General features: G+C 68.8%; 15 protein-coding genes. 5 read left to right on the top strand and 10 right to left on the bottom strand.

The window, feature by feature from the left end:
* Positions 1 to 39: 39 nt before the first annotated feature.
* Positions 40 to 921 (top strand): DUF998 domain-containing protein, encoded by an 882-nt coding sequence (locus tag HDA39_RS10480; protein WP_184795031.1) that lies wholly within the window; start codon positions 40 to 42, stop codon positions 919 to 921.
* Here HDA39_RS10480 and HDA39_RS10475 read toward each other — a convergent pair.
* The 4 genes from HDA39_RS10475 to HDA39_RS10460 are packed head-to-tail and all read right to left on the bottom strand — an operon-like array spanning position 908 to position 5,194.
* Positions 908 to 1,759 carry a MaoC/PaaZ C-terminal domain-containing protein gene (locus HDA39_RS10475; RefSeq protein ID WP_184795030.1) on the bottom strand — a complete coding sequence of 284 codons (852 nt, stop codon included), beginning with the start codon at positions 1,757 to 1,759 and terminating at the stop codon, positions 908 to 910. The two genes, HDA39_RS10480 and HDA39_RS10475, sit on opposite strands and share 14 nt — an antisense overlap.
* Position 1,760: 1 nt before the next feature.
* Positions 1,761 to 3,107 (bottom strand): 3-oxoacyl-ACP reductase, encoded by a 1,347-nt coding sequence (locus tag HDA39_RS10470; protein WP_184795029.1) that lies wholly within the window; start codon positions 3,105 to 3,107, stop codon positions 1,761 to 1,763.
* Positions 3,108 to 3,119: 12 nt separating this feature from the next.
* Positions 3,120 to 4,397 carry an acetyl-CoA C-acetyltransferase gene (locus HDA39_RS10465; RefSeq protein ID WP_184795028.1) on the bottom strand — a complete coding sequence of 426 codons (1,278 nt, stop codon included), beginning with the start codon at positions 4,395 to 4,397 and terminating at the stop codon, positions 3,120 to 3,122.
* Positions 4,394 to 5,194, bottom strand: coding sequence for a TetR/AcrR family transcriptional regulator (locus HDA39_RS10460; protein WP_184795027.1), 801 nt, complete (start codon positions 5,192 to 5,194; stop codon positions 4,394 to 4,396). The genes HDA39_RS10465 and HDA39_RS10460 overlap by 4 nt, the downstream gene beginning before the upstream one ends.
* A 167-nt stretch (positions 5,195 to 5,361) precedes the next feature.
* Here HDA39_RS10460 and HDA39_RS10455 point away from each other — a divergent pair, with 167 nt between their 5' ends.
* Both HDA39_RS10455 and HDA39_RS10450 read left to right on the top strand, forming a co-directional pair.
* The gene (locus HDA39_RS10455; RefSeq protein ID WP_238356027.1) at positions 5,362 to 6,690 is read left to right on the top strand and encodes an acyl-CoA dehydrogenase family protein; all 1,329 of its coding nucleotides are present in this window, start codon (positions 5,362 to 5,364) and stop codon (positions 6,688 to 6,690) included.
* A 188-nt stretch (positions 6,691 to 6,878) separates the two neighbouring features.
* Positions 6,879 to 7,937, top strand: a complete 1,059-nt coding sequence (locus tag HDA39_RS10450) for an EcsC family protein (RefSeq protein ID WP_184795026.1) — start codon at positions 6,879 to 6,881, stop codon at positions 7,935 to 7,937.
* Here HDA39_RS10450 and HDA39_RS10445 read toward each other — a convergent pair.
* The 6 genes from HDA39_RS10445 to HDA39_RS10420 all read right to left on the bottom strand — a co-directional run bounded on the left by HDA39_RS10445 (position 7,934) and on the right by HDA39_RS10420 (position 15,734).
* Entirely contained in the window at positions 7,934 to 8,314 is a 381-nt protein-coding gene (locus HDA39_RS10445; protein ID WP_184795025.1) for a RidA family protein, read from the bottom strand. The genes HDA39_RS10450 and HDA39_RS10445 overlap by 4 nt on opposite strands.
* A gap of 86 nt (positions 8,315 to 8,400) precedes the next feature.
* Positions 8,401 to 9,513: a nitric oxide synthase oxygenase gene (locus tag HDA39_RS10440; protein WP_184805829.1), complete on the bottom strand. Its 1,113-nt coding sequence runs from the start codon at positions 9,511 to 9,513 to the stop codon at positions 8,401 to 8,403.
* A 378-nt stretch (positions 9,514 to 9,891) separates the two neighbouring features.
* On the bottom strand, positions 9,892 to 10,410 hold the full coding sequence (locus HDA39_RS10435) for a DivIVA domain-containing protein (RefSeq protein WP_337926125.1): 519 nt from the start codon (positions 10,408 to 10,410) through the stop codon (positions 9,892 to 9,894).
* Positions 10,358 to 11,659: a globin domain-containing protein gene (locus HDA39_RS42235; RefSeq protein ID WP_184795024.1), complete on the bottom strand. Its 1,302-nt coding sequence runs from the start codon at positions 11,657 to 11,659 to the stop codon at positions 10,358 to 10,360. Before HDA39_RS42235 ends, HDA39_RS10435 begins: the two co-directional genes overlap by 53 nt.
* Positions 11,660 to 12,178: 519 nt before the next feature.
* Positions 12,179 to 14,683: a DEAD/DEAH box helicase gene (locus HDA39_RS10425; protein WP_238356026.1), complete on the bottom strand. Its 2,505-nt coding sequence runs from the start codon at positions 14,681 to 14,683 to the stop codon at positions 12,179 to 12,181.
* A 481-nt stretch (positions 14,684 to 15,164) separates the two neighbouring features.
* Positions 15,165 to 15,734, bottom strand: coding sequence for a hypothetical protein (locus HDA39_RS10420; RefSeq protein WP_184795023.1), 570 nt, complete (start codon positions 15,732 to 15,734; stop codon positions 15,165 to 15,167).
* 218 nt (positions 15,735 to 15,952) lie between these two features.
* Between HDA39_RS10420 and HDA39_RS10415 the strand changes: the two genes are divergently transcribed.
* The gene (locus HDA39_RS10415) at positions 15,953 to 16,282 is read left to right on the top strand and encodes a YciI family protein (RefSeq protein WP_184795022.1); all 330 of its coding nucleotides are present in this window, start codon (positions 15,953 to 15,955) and stop codon (positions 16,280 to 16,282) included.
* A gap of 163 nt (positions 16,283 to 16,445) precedes the next feature.
* The gene (locus HDA39_RS10410; RefSeq protein ID WP_184795021.1) at positions 16,446 to 17,456 is read left to right on the top strand and encodes a Gfo/Idh/MocA family protein; all 1,011 of its coding nucleotides are present in this window, start codon (positions 16,446 to 16,448) and stop codon (positions 17,454 to 17,456) included.

Genomic DNA, 17,456 nt, shown 5'->3' with positions numbered 1-17,456 from the left:
GCGTTGGTAAGCATCCACCCCGCGTCGAAAGGCAAGACCATGAACACACGCCCGAACAACAGCCCGGCGGCCCTGCGGCCGACACCGTCGCCCGTGGCTGATGCCGCACCGGCCGGAAACAGCAGAGGAGTACCGCCGAGGCACCCGGCTGAGCAGGCGCAGACGCCGGCCCACCCGGTCACGGCCGACCTGGCACCCCCTGCCCACCCGGTCCCGGCCGACCCGGCAACCTCAGCCCACCCTCGCCAGGCAACGAACACTCCACGTAGTTCTTCGGCCGCCGCGGCATCAGCCACAGGCGGCGTCGCCGGCCGCAGGACCACCAAGCTGTTGTTAGGCCTCGGCGTACTCGCAGGCCCGCTCAACCTGGTGGTCGTCTTCACCCAGGCCTTCACCCGCGACGGCTTCGACATCCGCAAGCACGCCGGCAGCATGCTCACCCTGGGGGAGCACGGCTGGATCCAGAGCACCAACTTCGTGCTCACCGGAATCCTCGTGATCCTCGGAGCCGCAGGCCTGAAGCGGGCCATGGGAACGACGGCAGCCGTCCTCCTGACCATCTTCGGCGCAGGAACAGCAGCCGGCGGCCTCTTCCTCCCCGACCCCGCGCTCGGCTTCCCGACCGGCGCGCCCGAGGGACAAGGGAGCTGGCACGGCGCCGCCCACTTCGCCGCGGGCGGGATCGGCTTCATCGCGTTCATCGCCTGCTGCGTCGTCGTCGGCAACCACTTCCGCCGTACGTCGGCACCGCAGTGGGCCGCCGCCTCCTACGTGACCGGCGCGTTCTTCCTCGCAGCCTTCGCCGGCATCGCCTCGGGCTCGGCCAGCGAGACCCTGACGCTCGGTTTCTGGGCGGCGATCGTCATCGCCTGGGTCTGGCTGACCGCCACCCTCAACCGCTTCCGCCTCAGCGCTCGGTGAGCTTCCCCACCAGGTGCGTGAGCTCGTGCTTCTCGTCGTACAGCGCGAAATCGGACCCACCCGGGGAGTACCCGAACTGCACCCGCGAAGGCAGCAGCACCGGCTTCCGGAAATCCACCCGCACCTCGAAAGCATCCGGCAGCCCGACAGCCCGCTCGATCGAGGCCAACGCGGCCGCCTTCGCCCACATCCCATGAGCGATCTGCCGCGGAAACCCGAACGCCTGCGCCGACAACTTGAACAGATGAATCGGATTCCGATCGCCGGACACCCCGGCGTACCGGCGCCCGAGATTCCCCCGCAGATCCCACCACGCCACGGCGTCCAGCGCAGGATCCTTCAGCAACGAGGCATGCGCCGAGGCATCACCGGCAGACCGGCTCAGCAACGTCGTCGAGTCCGTCCACACCAGCTCGCCGAAGACCCGCACCTCACTGAGTACGTCGAACACCGTCCCCTTCGGATGCGCCCGTTCCGGCCCGCTGTGCACCGTGATCGCGAGATCGGCGTGCAGCGGGATCGGCCGGTACTGGGTGATCGTGTTCGACAGATGCACGATCCCCATCGGCTTGTAGGGGAACGACGGATCCGACATCAGATCCAGGTGCAACGGGAACGCCAGCACATGCGGATAAGTGACCGGCAGCGCCGGCCCGGCCGCGAACCCGGTCACTTCCCGGTACGACGCCAGGTGGTCCTGGTCGATCACCACCTCCGGCAGCTCGAGCGTCAGCCCGTCCGCGTCAGGCTCGTACTCGGCCTTCCGCAACGTCGCCTTCACGGTCCGGGCGTACAGCGACCCCAGTCCCGGCGAGTCGTCGTACCGCCGTGTCGGCATCTCAGGCTCCCAACATGCTCTGACCGCACACGCGGACGACGTTCCCGGTCACGCCGGCCGACGCCGGGTCGGCGAACCAGGCGATCGTCTCCGCGACGTCCACCGGCTGCCCGCCCTGCTGCAGCGAGTTGATCCGCCGCCCGACCTCGCGAATCGCGAACGGCACCCGCGCGGTCATCTCGGTCTCGATGAACCCGGGCGCGACCGCGTTGATCCGGATCTGCCGCTCGGCGAGCTTCGGCGCGTACGCCTGCACGAGCCCGATGACACCGGCCTTCGAGGTCGCGTAGTTGGTCTGCCCGTTGTTCCCGGCGATGCCCGCGATCGAGGACACGCCGATCACCGAGCCGCCGTCGCGCAGCGCGCCGGACTCGAGCAGGTACGCGGTGATCCGCTCGGGCGCGCGCAGGTTGACGTCGAGCACGGCCTCCCAGGTGTCGGTCCGCATGTTCGCGAGCCGCTTGTCCCGGGTGATGCCGGCGTTGTGGACGACGATGTCGAGCCCGCCGTGGTGCTCCTCGGCGTGGGCCGCGGTCCGCTGCGGCGCGTCGATCGCGGTCACGTCGAGCAGCAGCTCGCTGCCGCCGACCTTCGTGATCACCTTGCGCAGGTCGTTCGCGTTCTGCGGTACGTCGACGCCGATCACGGTCGCGCCGTCGCGGGCCAGCGTGTCCGCGATCGCGGCACCGATCCCGCGGGCAGCGCCCGTGACGAGCGCGATCTGGCCGGCGAGCGGCTGGGTCGGGTCGGTCGCGACCAGCGGCCCGGTGCCGATCCGGGCGACCTGGCCGTCGACGTACGCCGACTTCGGCGACAGGAAGAACCGCAGCGTCGACTCGAGCTGGTCGTGCGCGTCGGGCGCGGCGTACACGAGGTTGACCGTGGCGCCGCGCTTGACCTCCTTGCCGAGCGACCGGGTGAAGCCCTCGAGCGCGCGCTGCGCGATCTGCTGCTCGGGCGACGCGGCGAGCTCGGGGGTGCGGCCGACGACGATCACGCGGCCGGCCGCGCCGAGCTGGCGGATCACGGGGGAGAAGAAGCGCTGCAGCGAGCTGAGGTCCGCCGTACTGGCTGCGCCGGTCGCGTCGAACACCAGGGCCTTCGGGCGCAGCTCGCTGGAGGCGACGCCTTCGGCCGCCGTACTGAAGTTCGCTCCGACGTCGCGCAGCAGCGCCTGGATGGCCTTGCCGGTGTCGGTCTCGCCGATCGAGCCGAAGACGACCGGCCCGTCGATCACCCGCGCGCCGTCGCGCCAGCGGGGGAGCGGGGTGGGGTCGGGCAGGCCGAGGTTCTTGACCAGGGCCTGGCCGAGCGGCGTCCGCGTGAAGGTCTGGTAGCGATCCGTCATCTCTTCAGGCTCCTACTTCTCGAGGATGGCGACGACGCCCTGGCCACCGGCGGCGCAGATCGAGATCAGGCCGCGACCGCCACCGTTCTCGTCCAGCTGCTTGGCCAGCGCGGCCACGATCCGCCCGCCGGTCGCGGCGAACGGGTGGCCGGCGGCCAGCGAGCTGCCGTTGACGTTCAGCTTGGCGCGGTCGATCTCGCCGAGCGGTGCGTCCAGGCCGAGCCGTTCCTTGCAGAAGATCGGGTCCTCCCACGCCTTCAGCGTCGCCAGCACCTGCGACGCGAACGCCTCGTGGATCTCGTAGTAGTCGAAGTCCTGCAGCGTCAGACCGGCCCGCGCGAGCATCTTCGGTACGGCGTACGCCGGCGCCATCAGCAACCCCTCGGCGCCCTTCACGTAGTCGACCGCGGCGGTCTGCGCGTGGGTCAGGTAGGCCAGCGGGCGCAGGCCGCGCTCGGCGGCCCACTCGTCGGTCGACAGCAGCACGGCCGACGCGCCGTCGGTCAGCGGCGTAGAGTTGCCCGCCGTCATCGTCGCGGTCTCGCCCTTGCCGTACACGGTCTTGAGCTTGGCCAGCTTCTCGAGCGTCGTGTCGGGCCGCAGGTTCTGGTCCTTGTCCAGGCCCAGGTAAGGCGTGATCAGGTCGTCGTGGAAGCCCCGGTCGTACGACGCCGCCAGGTTCACGTGTGAGCGGTACGCGAGCTCGTCCTGCGCCTCGCGGGTGACACCCCACTCGAGCGCGGTCAGCGCGGCGTGCTCACCCATCGACTTGCGGGTCCGCGGTTCGGCGTTGCGCGGGATCTCCGGGACGATGTCCTTGGGACGGACCCGTGCGAGGACCTTGAGCCGGTCCGGTGCCGACCTGGCCCGGTTGAGGTCGAGCAGGATCGAGCGCAGCTTGTCGTTGACCGCGATCGGCGCGTCGGACGCGGTGTCCACGCCGCCCGCGACACCGGCCTCGATCTGGCCGAGCGCGATCTTGTTCCCGACCAGGATCGCCGCCTCGAGCCCGGTCCCGCACGCCTGCTGCAGGTCGTACGCCGGGGTGGTGGCGGCCAGCTTCGAACCGAGCACGACCTCGCGGACCATGTTCCAGTCGCGGGCGTGCTTGAGGACGGCACCGGCGACCACCTCGCCGAGCTCCTGACCGCCCAGACCGGTGCGGTCGACCAGGCCGTTGAGGGCGGCGGTGAGCATGTCCGAGTTCGACGCGTGGCGGTAGTTCTTGTCCTGGCGTGCGAACGGGATGCGGTTGCCTGCGACAACGGCGACCTTGCGGGGTTCGGTCACTGGGATTCTCCTGTGCTGCTGGAAGTGCGGCCGGCGGAAGCCGTGGAGGGCTTGGCGGAAGTCTTGGGGGTTCTTTTGCTGGTCTTGGTGGCTTTGCTTGTGGCGCCCAGGGCCTGACGCCCGACAGCGGTGGCCAGTGTCGCGGTGATCGCTGTTTCGCGGACGGTCGCGATGTCGGCCTGGTGCACGACCGGGTGCCCGGGCTGCGAGGCCGACACGATCAGCCCCATCCGCGCCATGTGCAGCGACCCGAGCGTCTGGGTGTAGAGGTGGTTGGCCAAGTAGTCGGCATCGACGTCGTCGAACACCCCGGTCCGCTGGCCGGCGACGAGGATGGTCGAGATCCGCCGCAGCGCGCTGCCCATCGCCGTACCGAGCTTGAGCATCACCGGCTCGGTGATCTCCCCGAACAGCTCGTCCCCGGTCCGCCGGAGCAGGCTCATCGCGCAATCGGCGAAGGCCGGGTACTCCAGGCAGAAGTCGACGAACACCTCGCTCAGCGCCTTGAGCCGGTTCATCGGTGTACGGCGAGAGCTGTCGACCCCGGCGAGTCGGTCGTCGAGCTCGTTGAGGTAGTCGACCAGGGTGAGCGCGAACAGCTCTTCCTTGCCGGCGAAGTGCCGGTAGATCAGCGCCTTGTTGATGCCGACACGCTTGGCGATGTCGTCGATCTGAGCGTCGATCGAGCCGCGTTCGTCGAACAGCTCGCGGGTGCAGCGGATGATGTCCCGCTCCCGGTCGCGACGACGCTCCGCCGTGGTCCGGCGGCGTCCGATCGCGAGCAACGCGGAGCTCATGCACCGATCTTAGTCGCAGTGGTACCCCCTGGTGCAAACGACGGTTACACTCGTGGGTAACATCGCTGCTGGATGGCGTTGCCGTCCGTTCGCCGTACTGCTGTGTAGTTGTTGCCGGTGCTGAACCCCTGTTTCGCGCTTCCCCTGCGCGCTCCTCGGAGGACTCGATGACCATGACCGACCCCAAGCCGACTGTCTCCGCGGACGTGATGTCCCTGGCCGGCGAGCTCGGCGCCGAGCGGGCCAAGCCGGGCTGGAGCTCGTTCTCCCTGGACCTGAACGACGACCAGGTCGAGATCCGCGACTGGGCGCACACCTTCGCCGCCGACGTGATGCGCCCGGCCGCCGCCGAGTGGGACGAGCGCGAAGAGACACCGTGGCCGGTGATCCAGGAGGCCGCGAAGATCGGGCTGTACTCGCTGGACTCGAACATCAACCTGTTCATCGACCCGTCCGGCCTCCTGATGCCCCTGGTCCACGAGGAACTGTTCTGGGGCGACGCCGGCATCGGCATGTCCCTGATGGGCACCGGCCTCGCGTCATCCGCGATCTTCTCGAACGGTACGCCGGAACAGTGGAGCCAGTGGCTCCCACGCTGCTACGGCACCCCCGACGACGTCCAGGTCGCCGCGTTCTGCTCCTCCGAGCCCGGCGCCGGCTCGGACGTCTCCGCGATCCGCACCCGCGCGACGTACGACGAGAAAACCGACGAGTGGGTCATCAACGGCCAGAAGGCCTGGGCCACCAACGGCGGCATCGCCGACATCCACGTCGTAGTCGCCACCGTCGACCCCTCCCTCGGCACCAAGGGCCAGGCCGCCTTCGTAGTCCCCAAATCCGAAGTATCCGGCCTGGCCCAAGGCACCAAACTCAAAAAACACGGCCTCCGCGCCTCCCACACCGCAGACGTCTTCTTCGACAACGTCCGCATCCCCGCCGCCAACGTCCTAGGCGGCAAGGAAAAACTCGACGCCCGCCTGGCCAAGGCCCGCGAACCCCGCGACTCTTCCGGTCCGGCCCGCAACGCCTCGATGGCCACCTTCGAAATGACCCGCCACATCGTCGGCGCCCAAGCCATCGGCATCGCCCGAGCGGCCTACGAATTCGCCCTCGACTACGCCAAAGGCCGCGAACAGTTCGGCCGCCCCATCATCGACAACCAGGGCATAGCCTTCAAACTCGCCGACATGGCCCTGGAAATCGACGCCGCAAGGCTGTTGGTCTGGCGAGCCGCCAACATGTCCTCAGCCCTCATGCGAGGCGAAACCCCCAACTACCGCCACGGCGAAGGCTCCATGGCCAAACTCAAAGCCGGCGAGGTAGCCGTCAAGGTCACCGAAGAAGCCATCCAAATCCTAGGCGGCAACGGCTACACCCGCGAGTACCCAGTAGAACGAATGCACCGAGACGCCAAGATCTACACCATCTTCGAAGGCACCTCGGAGATTCAGCGCTTGGTCATCTCCCGAGCGATCTCCGGCATGCGGATCAGGTAAGAGAGCAAACAAAACAGAACTGAAATGCAAAGACCAAAGCACAGATAGATTGGTGAGTGCCTGGTTGCTGTCGGCGTTTGGGTGCGGCCAGGCAGTTGGCTGGCAGGCACCTTCGCGCCGAATGGTCCGTGTAGCCTGTTCGGCGGCGCCGGCGAGGGGGGACTCGCGGGGCCTCGAGGGGAGGCCCAGTGGGTTTCGAGGAGATGACGCCGTACGAGCGGGCGGCCTGGCAGCGCTCGCTCGATCTGCTTCACGAGTCGCCGCGCCAAACGGTTGTTTCGAGGAAGGTCCGGGAACGGCTCTCGTCAACCGCGTCCTGGGTTGCTGGCAAGGTCGGCGACCTTCCTGGGGCGGAATCCGCGAGGGAGATCGTGAACAGAGCGTTCGAGGGAACGCTTGCGCTGACCTTCCAGCCCGCGCTTCGCAGCACCCGGCCTGCCTCGGTCGTGAAGCGCTATGCCCAGAAGTACCCCGAGATCGGAACCTATGAGCAGATCCGGGAATTGCCGCTCGAGTCGCGCGACACGATGATGCCGCCGAGGTTTGGCTACACCCTGGGGTCGGCCGGACAAGGCGCGGCGACAGCATTGGCCGTCACCGGAGCGGAGGTGGCCACGACGGTCACTGCTGGTACTACGGCAGCAGTGGCGATCGGAGCAGTGGCCGCCGACGCAGTGGCCTCGATGGCGATGATGGGACGCACCATCGGCGCGGTGGCATCTGGCTACGGATACGACGTCCGGCTCCCGGACGAGGAACTGTTCGCGATGGGCGTTCTCTCGCTCGGGGTAGCAGGCTCGTTGGGTGCGAAGACGCAGGCTCTTGCGGCGCTGTCGCGGTTGACCCAGCAGATGATGCGTCAAGCGACGTGGAAGCAGTTGAACGAGCACCTTCTCGTTCGCGCGATCGGCAAGGTCTACCAGATCCTCGGCCTGCGACTCACTCAGAAGAAGCTTGCGCAGACGGTGCCCTTCGTGGGCGTCGGGTTGAACGCGGCGCTCAGCGCCAGTCTGACCGAGCGGACCTTCCGCCGCGCTCAGGCGGTCTACCGCCTCCGAACGCTGTCGGAGACCTACGGAATCGACCCAGAGGAATGGATGCCCCGCTCCCCCTCCCCGGAGAACGATGATGCTGCCGGAGAGGCCGCAGTGGACGTCATGGCGGTGCTCGACGCCGAGCGGGATGCCTCCGGACAGCTAGTGCCCATCTCGGGCGTGCGGTTCAAATGGAAAGCTTGGGAGGCTTAGTCGACGTAGGCGGTCGTGCGGATCGAGACGCGGAGGCCGGGGAGGTCGACGCCGAGTTTGGTGACGTAGCGGGCTGGTGGGTCGGTGGGGAACCAGCGGGTGTATTCCTCGTTCAGACCGGCGAAGTCGGTGGGGTCGGTGAGTAGGATGCCTACCTCGAGGACGTCGTCCAGGTCGGCCTCGCCGGCTTGGAGGATGGCCTGGCAGTTGCTGAAGGCCTGTCTGGTCTGGGCTTGGATTGAGTCTCCGGCGAGCTTGCCGGTGTGTGGCTCCATCCCGACGATGCCGGAGAGGATCAGATGAGGTCCGGCCTTGACGTCCTGGCTGTAGAGCGGCGACGCGGGTGCGTTCGGAGTCGTGATGACTTGTCGTGGCATGACCGGCCTCCTGGTCTCGCGCTCTCGGGCAGCGTAGCGCCGCCGGCTCGGGTGCTGCGATGTGGTTCACCACGAGCCGGCGGGCTTCAGAGGAAGGCCGGGGGGCTGCCTCGGACAGCTCGGGAGACGGTGTCGTTGTCGGTGAAGAAGTTGGGGACCTGGTCTTCGTTGTCGTAGTGGCGGTGGAAGACCGGGGTCTGGGAGCCGGACATGGGTGGGACGATCCAGGTCCAGTCGGTGGGGCAGTGGCGGCCGGCTCGTTGTTCTCGGTCGAGGTGGACGAGGAAGCGGCGGGATTCTGTGTGGTGGTCGGTGATGCTGATGCCGTTGGAGTGGAAGGAGTGGAGGACGGCTCGGTTGAGTTCGACCAGGGCTCGGTCTCGCCAGAGGGTGGCTTCGGTTGAGGTGTCGAGGCCTAGGCGTTGGGCTACCTCGGGAACCAGGGCGTAGCGGTCTTCGTCGCCCAGGTTGCGGGCTCCGATTTCGGTGCCCATGTACCAGCCGTTGAAGGGGGCGGCGGGGTACGAGATGCCGCCGATGTCCAGGCGGTTGTTGCTGATGACCGGTACGGCGTGCCAGCGGAGGTTCAGGTCGGCGAACCAGGGGAGGTCGGGGTGTTCGAGAGGGACTTCGTGGATTGCGGTTGCGGGGAGTTTGAAGAGTTGGGGGCCCTCGTCGGGGGTTTCTACGACTAGGGGGAGTACGTCGAAGGCTCCTGGGACAGCGGGGGGCTGCCAGCCTCGGCGGATCAGTTCGGTGGTTAGGGCGCGGTAGCGGGGATCGCCTAGGACTCGGCCGTCGGGCTGGTTGTAGCCGGCGTAGCGGATTAGCTGTTCGTTCCAGATTCTGGGGGCGGGCTTCCCAGGGGTTTCGGGGGCGAAGATGGTGATCATCGGGCGGATCTTGCCGCCGTTGTGGGCGGCTTGGAGATGGTCGAAGCAGTGGGCTGCTACGGAGGCGGCGTCGCCGACTGTGCGGAGGTCGCGGACCTGGAGGCTGCGCCAGTAGAGGCGGCCAATGCAGCGGGCGTTGTTGCGCCAGGCGACCCTGGCGCCGAAGGCGAGCTCTTCGGGGGTGTGCCAGTAGGTGCCGGTGAGATCGATCTCCCGCATGGCTGCGGCGATGCGGGGGCCTATGCGGTCGGCTCGGGGATTCTCGGCGGCGAAGAGCTCTAGGAATTCTTGGGCTGCGGCTTTTATGTCGTCGGATTCTGGGGTGCGCAGGGGCGGAGCGGTGATCGGGGCGGGGGCTTGAGCGTGGGCCGGGCAGCGAGGTGCGGGAGGCGGAGGCGCTTCGGCGTCGGGTCGGCGTACGGGATGGACGGGTCTTGCCTGGACTCTGCCGGGGCCCGGCGACGCGCGGCGGCCGGAGCGGGGGGCCTTGTGCCACGGGCGGTCTCCGACTTGGAGCAGGCGTTCGGCACCGACGAGCTGAGGGGTGCAGATGAAGAGGAACAGAACGAGTGCCAGTACGACGAACGCTGAGATGCCAGTCCAATCAAGGGCAGCGGCCAGTCCGGCCACTGCGAGGAGGAGAACCACAAGGGGGCGGTGCTGTGCGGGTCTCACGGCCCGGTCCTAGCCTGGAGTACCCGGACCGCGCCCGTTGCGAAAACGGGTGTGCGAATCCGTGTCGTCGAAGAACGAACCGGGCGTCGGCTCGACGGGCGGCGGCGGTGTCGTCGTGTCGCCGAGGTGCTCGACCTCGGTCGCGAACGAGTTCACGATCGTCTGCATCTGCACCTGGGCCGTTTGCGCGTACGAGCGGACCTGCTGCCCGGCCGTGTCCATCGCCTCGGCGACGATCCTGCGCTCGTGCTCGCGCGCCTGGCCGATCCGCTCGCGCGCGTCCCGGCTGACGTCCTGGACCATCTCCTCGACCACGAGCTGGGCCTGGCTGAACATCTGCACGACCTGCTCGTTCACGCGGTCGCCGGCTTCCTCGTACTGGTCCAGCTCGGCCTGTACGCGCTGCAGCTCGGCCTGGAGGCGTTCGTTCTTGGACCGGCTCTCACCGAGCGCCTGGTCCATCGCCTGCATCTGGTCAGCCAGCCGATCGAGGTACCCGTAGACCTCGCTCGCGTCGAGCCCACGGATCCGCTTCTGGAAGGTCTCGTCCCGGATCGACCGCGGCGTCTGCTGTGGGGAGCCGTGACGGTGTTTGCTGGTCCTCACTGGGTGTCTCCTGCCCTGGTAACGGTGGCCCGGCGGCGTGCTCGCCCGCGGCCGCGTAGTAGAAGTGCTCGTACTTGATGTGCTCGGGCGACATGCCGGCCGCGGCCAGCCGCTCGAGCGTGTGCGCGACCATCTGCGGGCCGCCGCACACCATCGCCGTCCGCCCGTGCAGCAACTGCCGGGCCGCGACCGTGCCGACCTTCCCGCGCGTCCCCGGGTACGACGGGTCGTCCGAGACGACCTCGGTGTACTCGAACCACGACCGCGTCTTGGCGAGCTCGCGCAGCCGGGGCCGGTCGTACAGATGCCAAGGCATCCGTACGCCGTGCAGCAGGTGGACGAGGGGTCCGTTGCCCGACCGGTGCCACTCGCCGTCGATCTGCTCGAGCAGGGCCAGCAGCGGAGCCAGCCCGGTCCCGCCCGCGACCAGCAGCAGTTCCCTCGCCGCGGTGTCGCGCAGCGTCAGTCGCTCGCCGACCGGTGCACCCAGCTTCACGGTGTCACCCGCCTTCAGCGACCGTACGACGGTCGGGCTCACCTGGCCGCCGTCGATCTGCTGGACGTGCAGATCGATCGAGCCGTCCGCGCGGGGTGCGTTGGCGGGGCTGAAGTACCGCCACTGGCGTGGGCGTTGCGGGATCTCCATCGAGATCGACTGGCCGGGGCGGAACGGGAACGGCCGCCGGGGGCGGACCGTCAGCAGCGTGAGGTCCATGGTCCGCCGCTCGGCCGAGAGCACGTCCGCGTCCCACCAGTCCGGGGTGGACTCCGACGCGTCCTCCGCCGCCTCGACCATGATCCGCGCGACCACCTGGTACGCCGCGGTCCAGTGCGCGGCGAGCTCCTCGTCCCACTCCGGCCCCAGGAAGTGCATCAGGGTCGCGCAGAGCGAGGCGCCGACGGCGTTGTAGTGCTCCGCCAGGACGGCGTACTTGCGGTGGTCGCGGCCCAGGTGCTGCAGGAAGGCCGCGTCGTGCTCGATCTGGTCGGCGTGGCTGACGATGCGGCCGAGGGCACCGACGAACTTGTCGCGCTGGTTCGCCATCGACAGCGGGAACATCGGCCGCACTTCGGGGTACGACACGAACAGGTGCGAGTAGAAGTACAACGGGACCTGCTCGCCGTGCTCGGTGACCTGGTCCCAACTGCGTTGCAGAGCCTGTGCATCCATCGGAAATCGCTATCTGTCCCGAATCGGCGGCTCTTCGAGGAAAGCAAACGTTCCGTTCGGGGCCCACACGTGTTCCGGGTTGCCGGCGGCGCATGCCGGCAGGTGTTGCGTTGACAAGGGTTCCCTCCCAATCCAGTTCCCGAGTCTGTTCTGTCCTTCGACTTTCCCGATCTACCCGTGGTCCAGCGGGCTAAACCGTTGAAAGGACTCAAAAGTCTCGAAATTCTGGATCCGCCCAACTCCTTGCGATCCGGGCGGTTTCCTGCTGATCCGGGCAGGACGAAAAGGGGCTAAGGGCAACGACTTGCGTCTGCGCAGGTCAGGTGCCGATTTGCCGTGCGGCGCGGCGGCCGGTGCGAATTGGTCTACACCGGCCGGCTATTACCGGTCTGCCCCGGAATAACTCCACATCGTGGGACAACGGTCATAAAGATGCCGAATAGCCGACGGTGATCCCGGCCGTTGACTTCGGTGCGCGCACCTTGCTACGGGCCAAGGCGTTGCCCCGGCCCGCGGCGTCTACTCGGCTTCGAGCGCGTTCGTGAGGAGCGTCGCCAGCGCCTCGACCTGGATGTCGGTGGTCGCGAGCTCGTCGGCGTCCGCGCCGTCCAGGGCGACGGCCGCCAGCCCGGCCTTCGAGTCGATCAGGTCGGCGATGCGGGTGTCGATGGTCTGGGCGGCGATGACGCGCCAGGCCGTGACGGGCTCCTGCTGGCCGATCCGGTGGACCCGGTCGATCGCCTGGGTCTGCTCGGCGTTGGTCCAGGACAATTCGGCCAGTACGACGTTCGACGCGACCTGGAGGTTCAGGCCGACGCCGGCGGTCAGCAGCGAGCAGACCACGATCGAGACGTCCGGGTCGTTGACGAACGCGTCGATGTTCTTCTGCCGGGCGGTGGGGGACTGGTCGCCCCGGATCGACGCGTACTTGATGCCGCGATCCGCGAACAGCTCCTCGGCCGTGTCCATCGCCTCGATGTGGCGCGCGAAGTACACGACCTTGCCGACGTTGTGCGCCAGCTGGGCGGCGTAGTCGGCGGCCAGGCCGGCTTTGGCCTTTCCGATCCGCCGGACGAGCGTGAAGACGTTCTCGCCCGTCTTCGCCGTCGACATCTCGGTGCGTTCCCACTCGGCGACCTGGTGGACCAGCGCGTGATCGATGCCGTCGACAACGACACCGGAGCTGCGGGTCTCCAGGGCCAGGCGGTACCGCGCGACCAGGCGCCCGGCCAGCTCGCGCTCGGCCTCGCGGATCGAGCGGCCGACCGAACCGTCGAGCTCGACCGGCAGGTTGGCGATCCGGCGGGCGGGGATGTCGGCCGCGACGTCGACCTTGCGACGGCGGACGATGCCCATGTCGATCACGCTCGACCGGGCCGCCGGGTAGAACGCGGGGTCGGCCGGCGTGAGGTCGGTCTCCTCGAGCTTCTCCATCAGGACGGCGCCGGGAGAGCGCTCCTCGATCCAGCCCAGGTACTGCCAGATCGCGGTGAAGTCCTCGATGTCGTTGATCAGCGGCGTACCGGTCAGGGCCATCAGCAGCGGCCGCGCGGTCCGCGACCGGATCCGCTCCGACAGGTGCAGCACGTTGCGCGAGCGGTGCGACTTCTTGTTCTTGATGAAGTGCGCCTCGTCGACGACCATGCCGCGGAAGCCGAAGTCGACCAGCCAGCCGACGTGCCGGTCGAGGACCTCGTAGTTCACCACGACGATGTCGGCGAAGCCGTCGATCGTGTCGCCGTCGCCCTGGATCACGGTCGCCTTGCGCTTCGGCGTCCACAGGTCGGCCTCGCGGGCCCAGTTCGTCTTGACCACGTTCGGTACGACGACAAGCAGCGGATAGGCCTGCGCCGCCTGGGCGGCGAGCAGCGCCTGCGCCGTCTTGCCCAGACCGGGCTCGTCGGCCAGCAGGAAGGTCCGGTGTCCGTCCGAGGCGGAGGCGATCAGCTGCGCCTGGTGCAGCATCAGCTCGCGACCACCTGCGGCGTTCAGCGACGACGGGTCGGGCAGGTGCATGCTGGCGGACGCGCCGGCCTGCTCGAAGGACCGCAGCAGCGGACCGATCAGCTCCCAGCCGGCCAGGCGGCGCGGCTTGGCCTCCTTCTGCGGAGCGGCCGAGAAGTCGGGAGCGAGGAACGGGTTCGCCAGCTGGCGGGAGACGACCGACTGCGGCACGACCTGGCGCGGCGGCGCGGTCTCGATGGGCTGCTCGACCGGCTTGGGCTTTTCCACAGGCGCTTCGAGACCCGCGGCGAGCAGCATCTCGCGCTGCAGCGCGACGGCCGCCTCGGACATCACCGCGTCCTCGGCGAGCAGCGCGAGCAGCGAGGGCTCGCGCGCGGCGGTCTTGGCCAGAATCGTCGCGACCCCGTCGAGCCGCCGCAGCTGCTCGGCGCGGTAGGCGTCGGTGGCCGTGGCGTCGCCGTTGACCTGGGCCCGCTCCTGGCGGACCAGCAGGCCGATGACCTGGAACTTCGTCCGGATCGAGGGCGCGATCGCACCGCGCTCGACGGCCGCCTCGACCTCCCGTACGGCCCGCGCGAGGACCGGGATCAGGCCGTCGGCATCGTCGGTACGGCGCTTGCGCCGCGTCCCGCCGCCCGATCCGCCGCGGGAGGCGCCACCCGACCCGCGGGACGAGCCACCGGCGCTGCCGCGGGAGCCGCCACCGGAACCCCGCGAGGCTCCGCCGCGGCCACCGCCTGAGCGCGATCCTCCGCCGGTCGATCCGCCGCGGGACGCGTTGGCCGATGCGCCGCGGCCTCCGTCCGAGGGACCTCGCGAACCGGCGCCGGATCCTCCCCGAGCTCCGTCCGAGGGACCTCGCGAACCGGCACCAGATCCTCCCCGGGACCCGCCGTTCGAGCTGCCCCGCGCGGCGCCGCCGGAACTGACGGCTCCCTCGCGCGCAGCCGCGGTCGAGCCCCCACGGGACCCACCGCTCGTCGAACCACCACGCGAAGCGCCGGACGAACCGCCGCGCTGCGCGTCGGTTCCGGTCTGGCGACGACCTCGGTTGGCCAAGAATCCTCCTCAGAGCAACCACGGCACGGTGCCGCGGCACAACAGCACCGCCGTACGCCGTCGACGGACTCGAAGAACCGGCGTACGAGCACGGTTCATCGACTCGTCGAGCGGCCGAGGACCCTCCGGCGGAACTGGCTGTCGTGCGGGACGACGGGTAGACGGCCGTGAGTTCCAGCCCCGGGCGAAGTGGTCGCGGCGGGATCAGCGGTGCGGGGGCGTCAAGCCCACGGGCTCAATAGTAGTTCCCCGCCCCCGGTGTGTGTCACCGGTATAGAGAGGTTATCTGCCGAGGCGGTCATCGAGGCCCGATTCGCTGGTTTGTCCACAGGCTCCGGGAGGCTCGATGCACAATCTGTGGATGGTTGTGGACAACCTGTAACGGGCACCGGGCAGCGGCTGAAACATCGGCGGCCTCCGGGCATGCGGCTGCGGCATCCGTCGGGACCCTGCGCCCGGCGGATGCCGCAGATCGGGGCGGTCAGCCGCAGATACTGGTCCTCATCACGTCGGCCGGGCTGTTCCAGTTGGCGCAGCCGGTGCCGGAGTGGCCGTACCAGTCGTGGCCGAACTCGTGGGCCGCGAGCAGGGCGACGTCGCCGACGGCGCTGGCGACCAGGGTGATGCGCTGTCCGGCGCCGTAGTTACAGCCGATGACGGTCCCCGCGCCGCAGTCGGTGATGTAGCCGTCCTGGCAGGAGACGGGTGTGCCGCCGCCTTCGGTCAGGCCGTTCCAGGCGGCCGCGCCCTGGCGGATCGCGCCGGCGTACTGCGAGCAGGAGGCGGTGATCGTGTACGAGCGGGCGCTCGGGACGTCCCAGCCAAGGATCTTGGCCGGCATCGGGGCGGCCTTGCCGGGCACCAGCTGGACGCCGTGGGCGTCGGTGCCGTGCTCGTCGTCGGCGGCTGCGGTCATGAGCTGGGTGCTCTGGGTGCTCTGGGCGGTCGGTGCGGTCTCGGGCTGGTCGTACGCCGACGCCGCGGGAACCGATCCGAGAACGGTGGCCGCCACTGCCGCGAACAGCACCGTGACGCGCTGGAGATTCCTCATAGGTCTTTCCTTCCGATCCTCACTTGCACGGAATTCGCCCATGAGCACACCGGGGGCGGAGCGGGTCGTCGGCCTGGCAGGCGGCTCTGACAACCTTGTCATGGGCGGTGACGTGACACATGGTTGTCAAGCGATCACGAGCTGTCAAGGGGTTGGGGTCGAGCAAGCGTTGTCCGGTTGACTGGTGGCTGCCACTCGCCGCTGCCGGAAGGACCCTCATGCAGTTCGCTCTGCTGTACTACTACGACCCCGCCGTCGCCGGTCCGACGAAGGAGGAACTGCTCGACTGGCTGGCCTTCGACGCCGCCGTCCGCAAGGCCGGGGTATTCGTGCACGAGGCCGGTTTCCACTCGGTCTCGCGGGCCCGGACCGTGCGCGTGCGCGACGGGAAGACCTCGAGCGAGCAGGGTGGAGCGACCGGTACGCCGGTGCTCGCGGGCTACTACCTCGTCGACGTCGCCGACGCCGAGGCGGCCGAGGTGTGGGCGGCGATGATCCCGACCGCGTCGTACGGCGCGGTCGAGGTGCGGCCGATCGTCGAGTACTGAGGGGGTGGGTTGGACACCTGCTCCGGCGAAAACGGAATCGTTTCCAAGATTCCGGGTCGGATGCTGAGACGAACCGCCGGTAGGACCCGCGCCGGGGTGCGGGCCTTGGTTAGGTAGGTCGGAGATCGTTTTCCACTGATCGACCTGGTGCGAGGAGAAGATGGTGTCGAAACCGCTCAAGATCGCGGCCCTGGGATTCTGGCACGTGCATGCGGGGGACTACTCGAGGCAAGCGCAGGAGCATCCGGGGACGGAGCTGGTCGCGGTGTGGGACGACGACCCGGCGCTCGGTCAGGCCGGGGCCGAGAAGTTCGGGGTGCCGTACACCGACGACCTGGACGCGTTGCTGGCCCGCGACGACCTCGACGGCGTCACCGTGACCACGTCGACCGACGTCCACCGCGACCTGATGGTGAAGGTCGCGAACGCCGGGAAGCACATCTTCACCGAGAAGGTGCTCGCGCCGACCGTGGCCGAGGCCGAGGAGATCGTCGCCGCGGCCGACGCGAACGGCGTGAAGCTGGTCGTCTCGCTGCCGCGGCTCGCGCACGGGTACACCCAGGCGATCCGCGAGGTGATCGACAGCGGCGACCTGGGCACGATCACGTACGGCCGGGTCCGGCTGTCCCACGACGGTGCGGTGTCGGACGGCGGCAAGGGCGGTTGGTTGCCCGAGCGCTTCTTCGACCCGAAGACCGCGATCGGGGGAGCGCTCACCGACCTCGGCTGCCACCCGGTCTACCTGACGCAGCTCTTCCTGGGAGCCGAGCCCGAGACCGTCAGCGCGACGTACCGATCGGTTGCAGGACTCGGGTTGGAGGACAACGCGGTGGTGACGGTCGGGTACGGCGACCAGCGGATCGGTGTGATCGAGGCCGGGTTCGCGAGTGGCAATCCGTTCACGATCGAGCTCTTCGGGACCACCGGAAGCCTGACGTACAGCGACGACGGCAACGTACTGCGGGTCTTCGGCCCGGCGTTCGGGGAGGCCCGGCAACTACCGGTGCCCGAGCACAGCCTGGACCCGTTCGGGCAGTGGGTGGACCACATCAACGACGGGACCCGGGCCGACGACAACATCGCGCGGGCGGTCGAGCTGACCCGGATGGTGGTCGCGGCCAACGAAGCCGCGGAGCAGGGCAAGGTCGTCCAGTACGCCGGAGCGAGGAGCTGA

The sequence above is a fragment of the Kribbella italica genome (assembly GCF_014205135.1).
Classification (GTDB): domain Bacteria; phylum Actinomycetota; class Actinomycetes; order Propionibacteriales; family Kribbellaceae; genus Kribbella; species Kribbella italica.
Note: the sequence above shows the minus strand (reverse complement) of the source record. Positions and strands in the feature narration are given on the sequence as shown.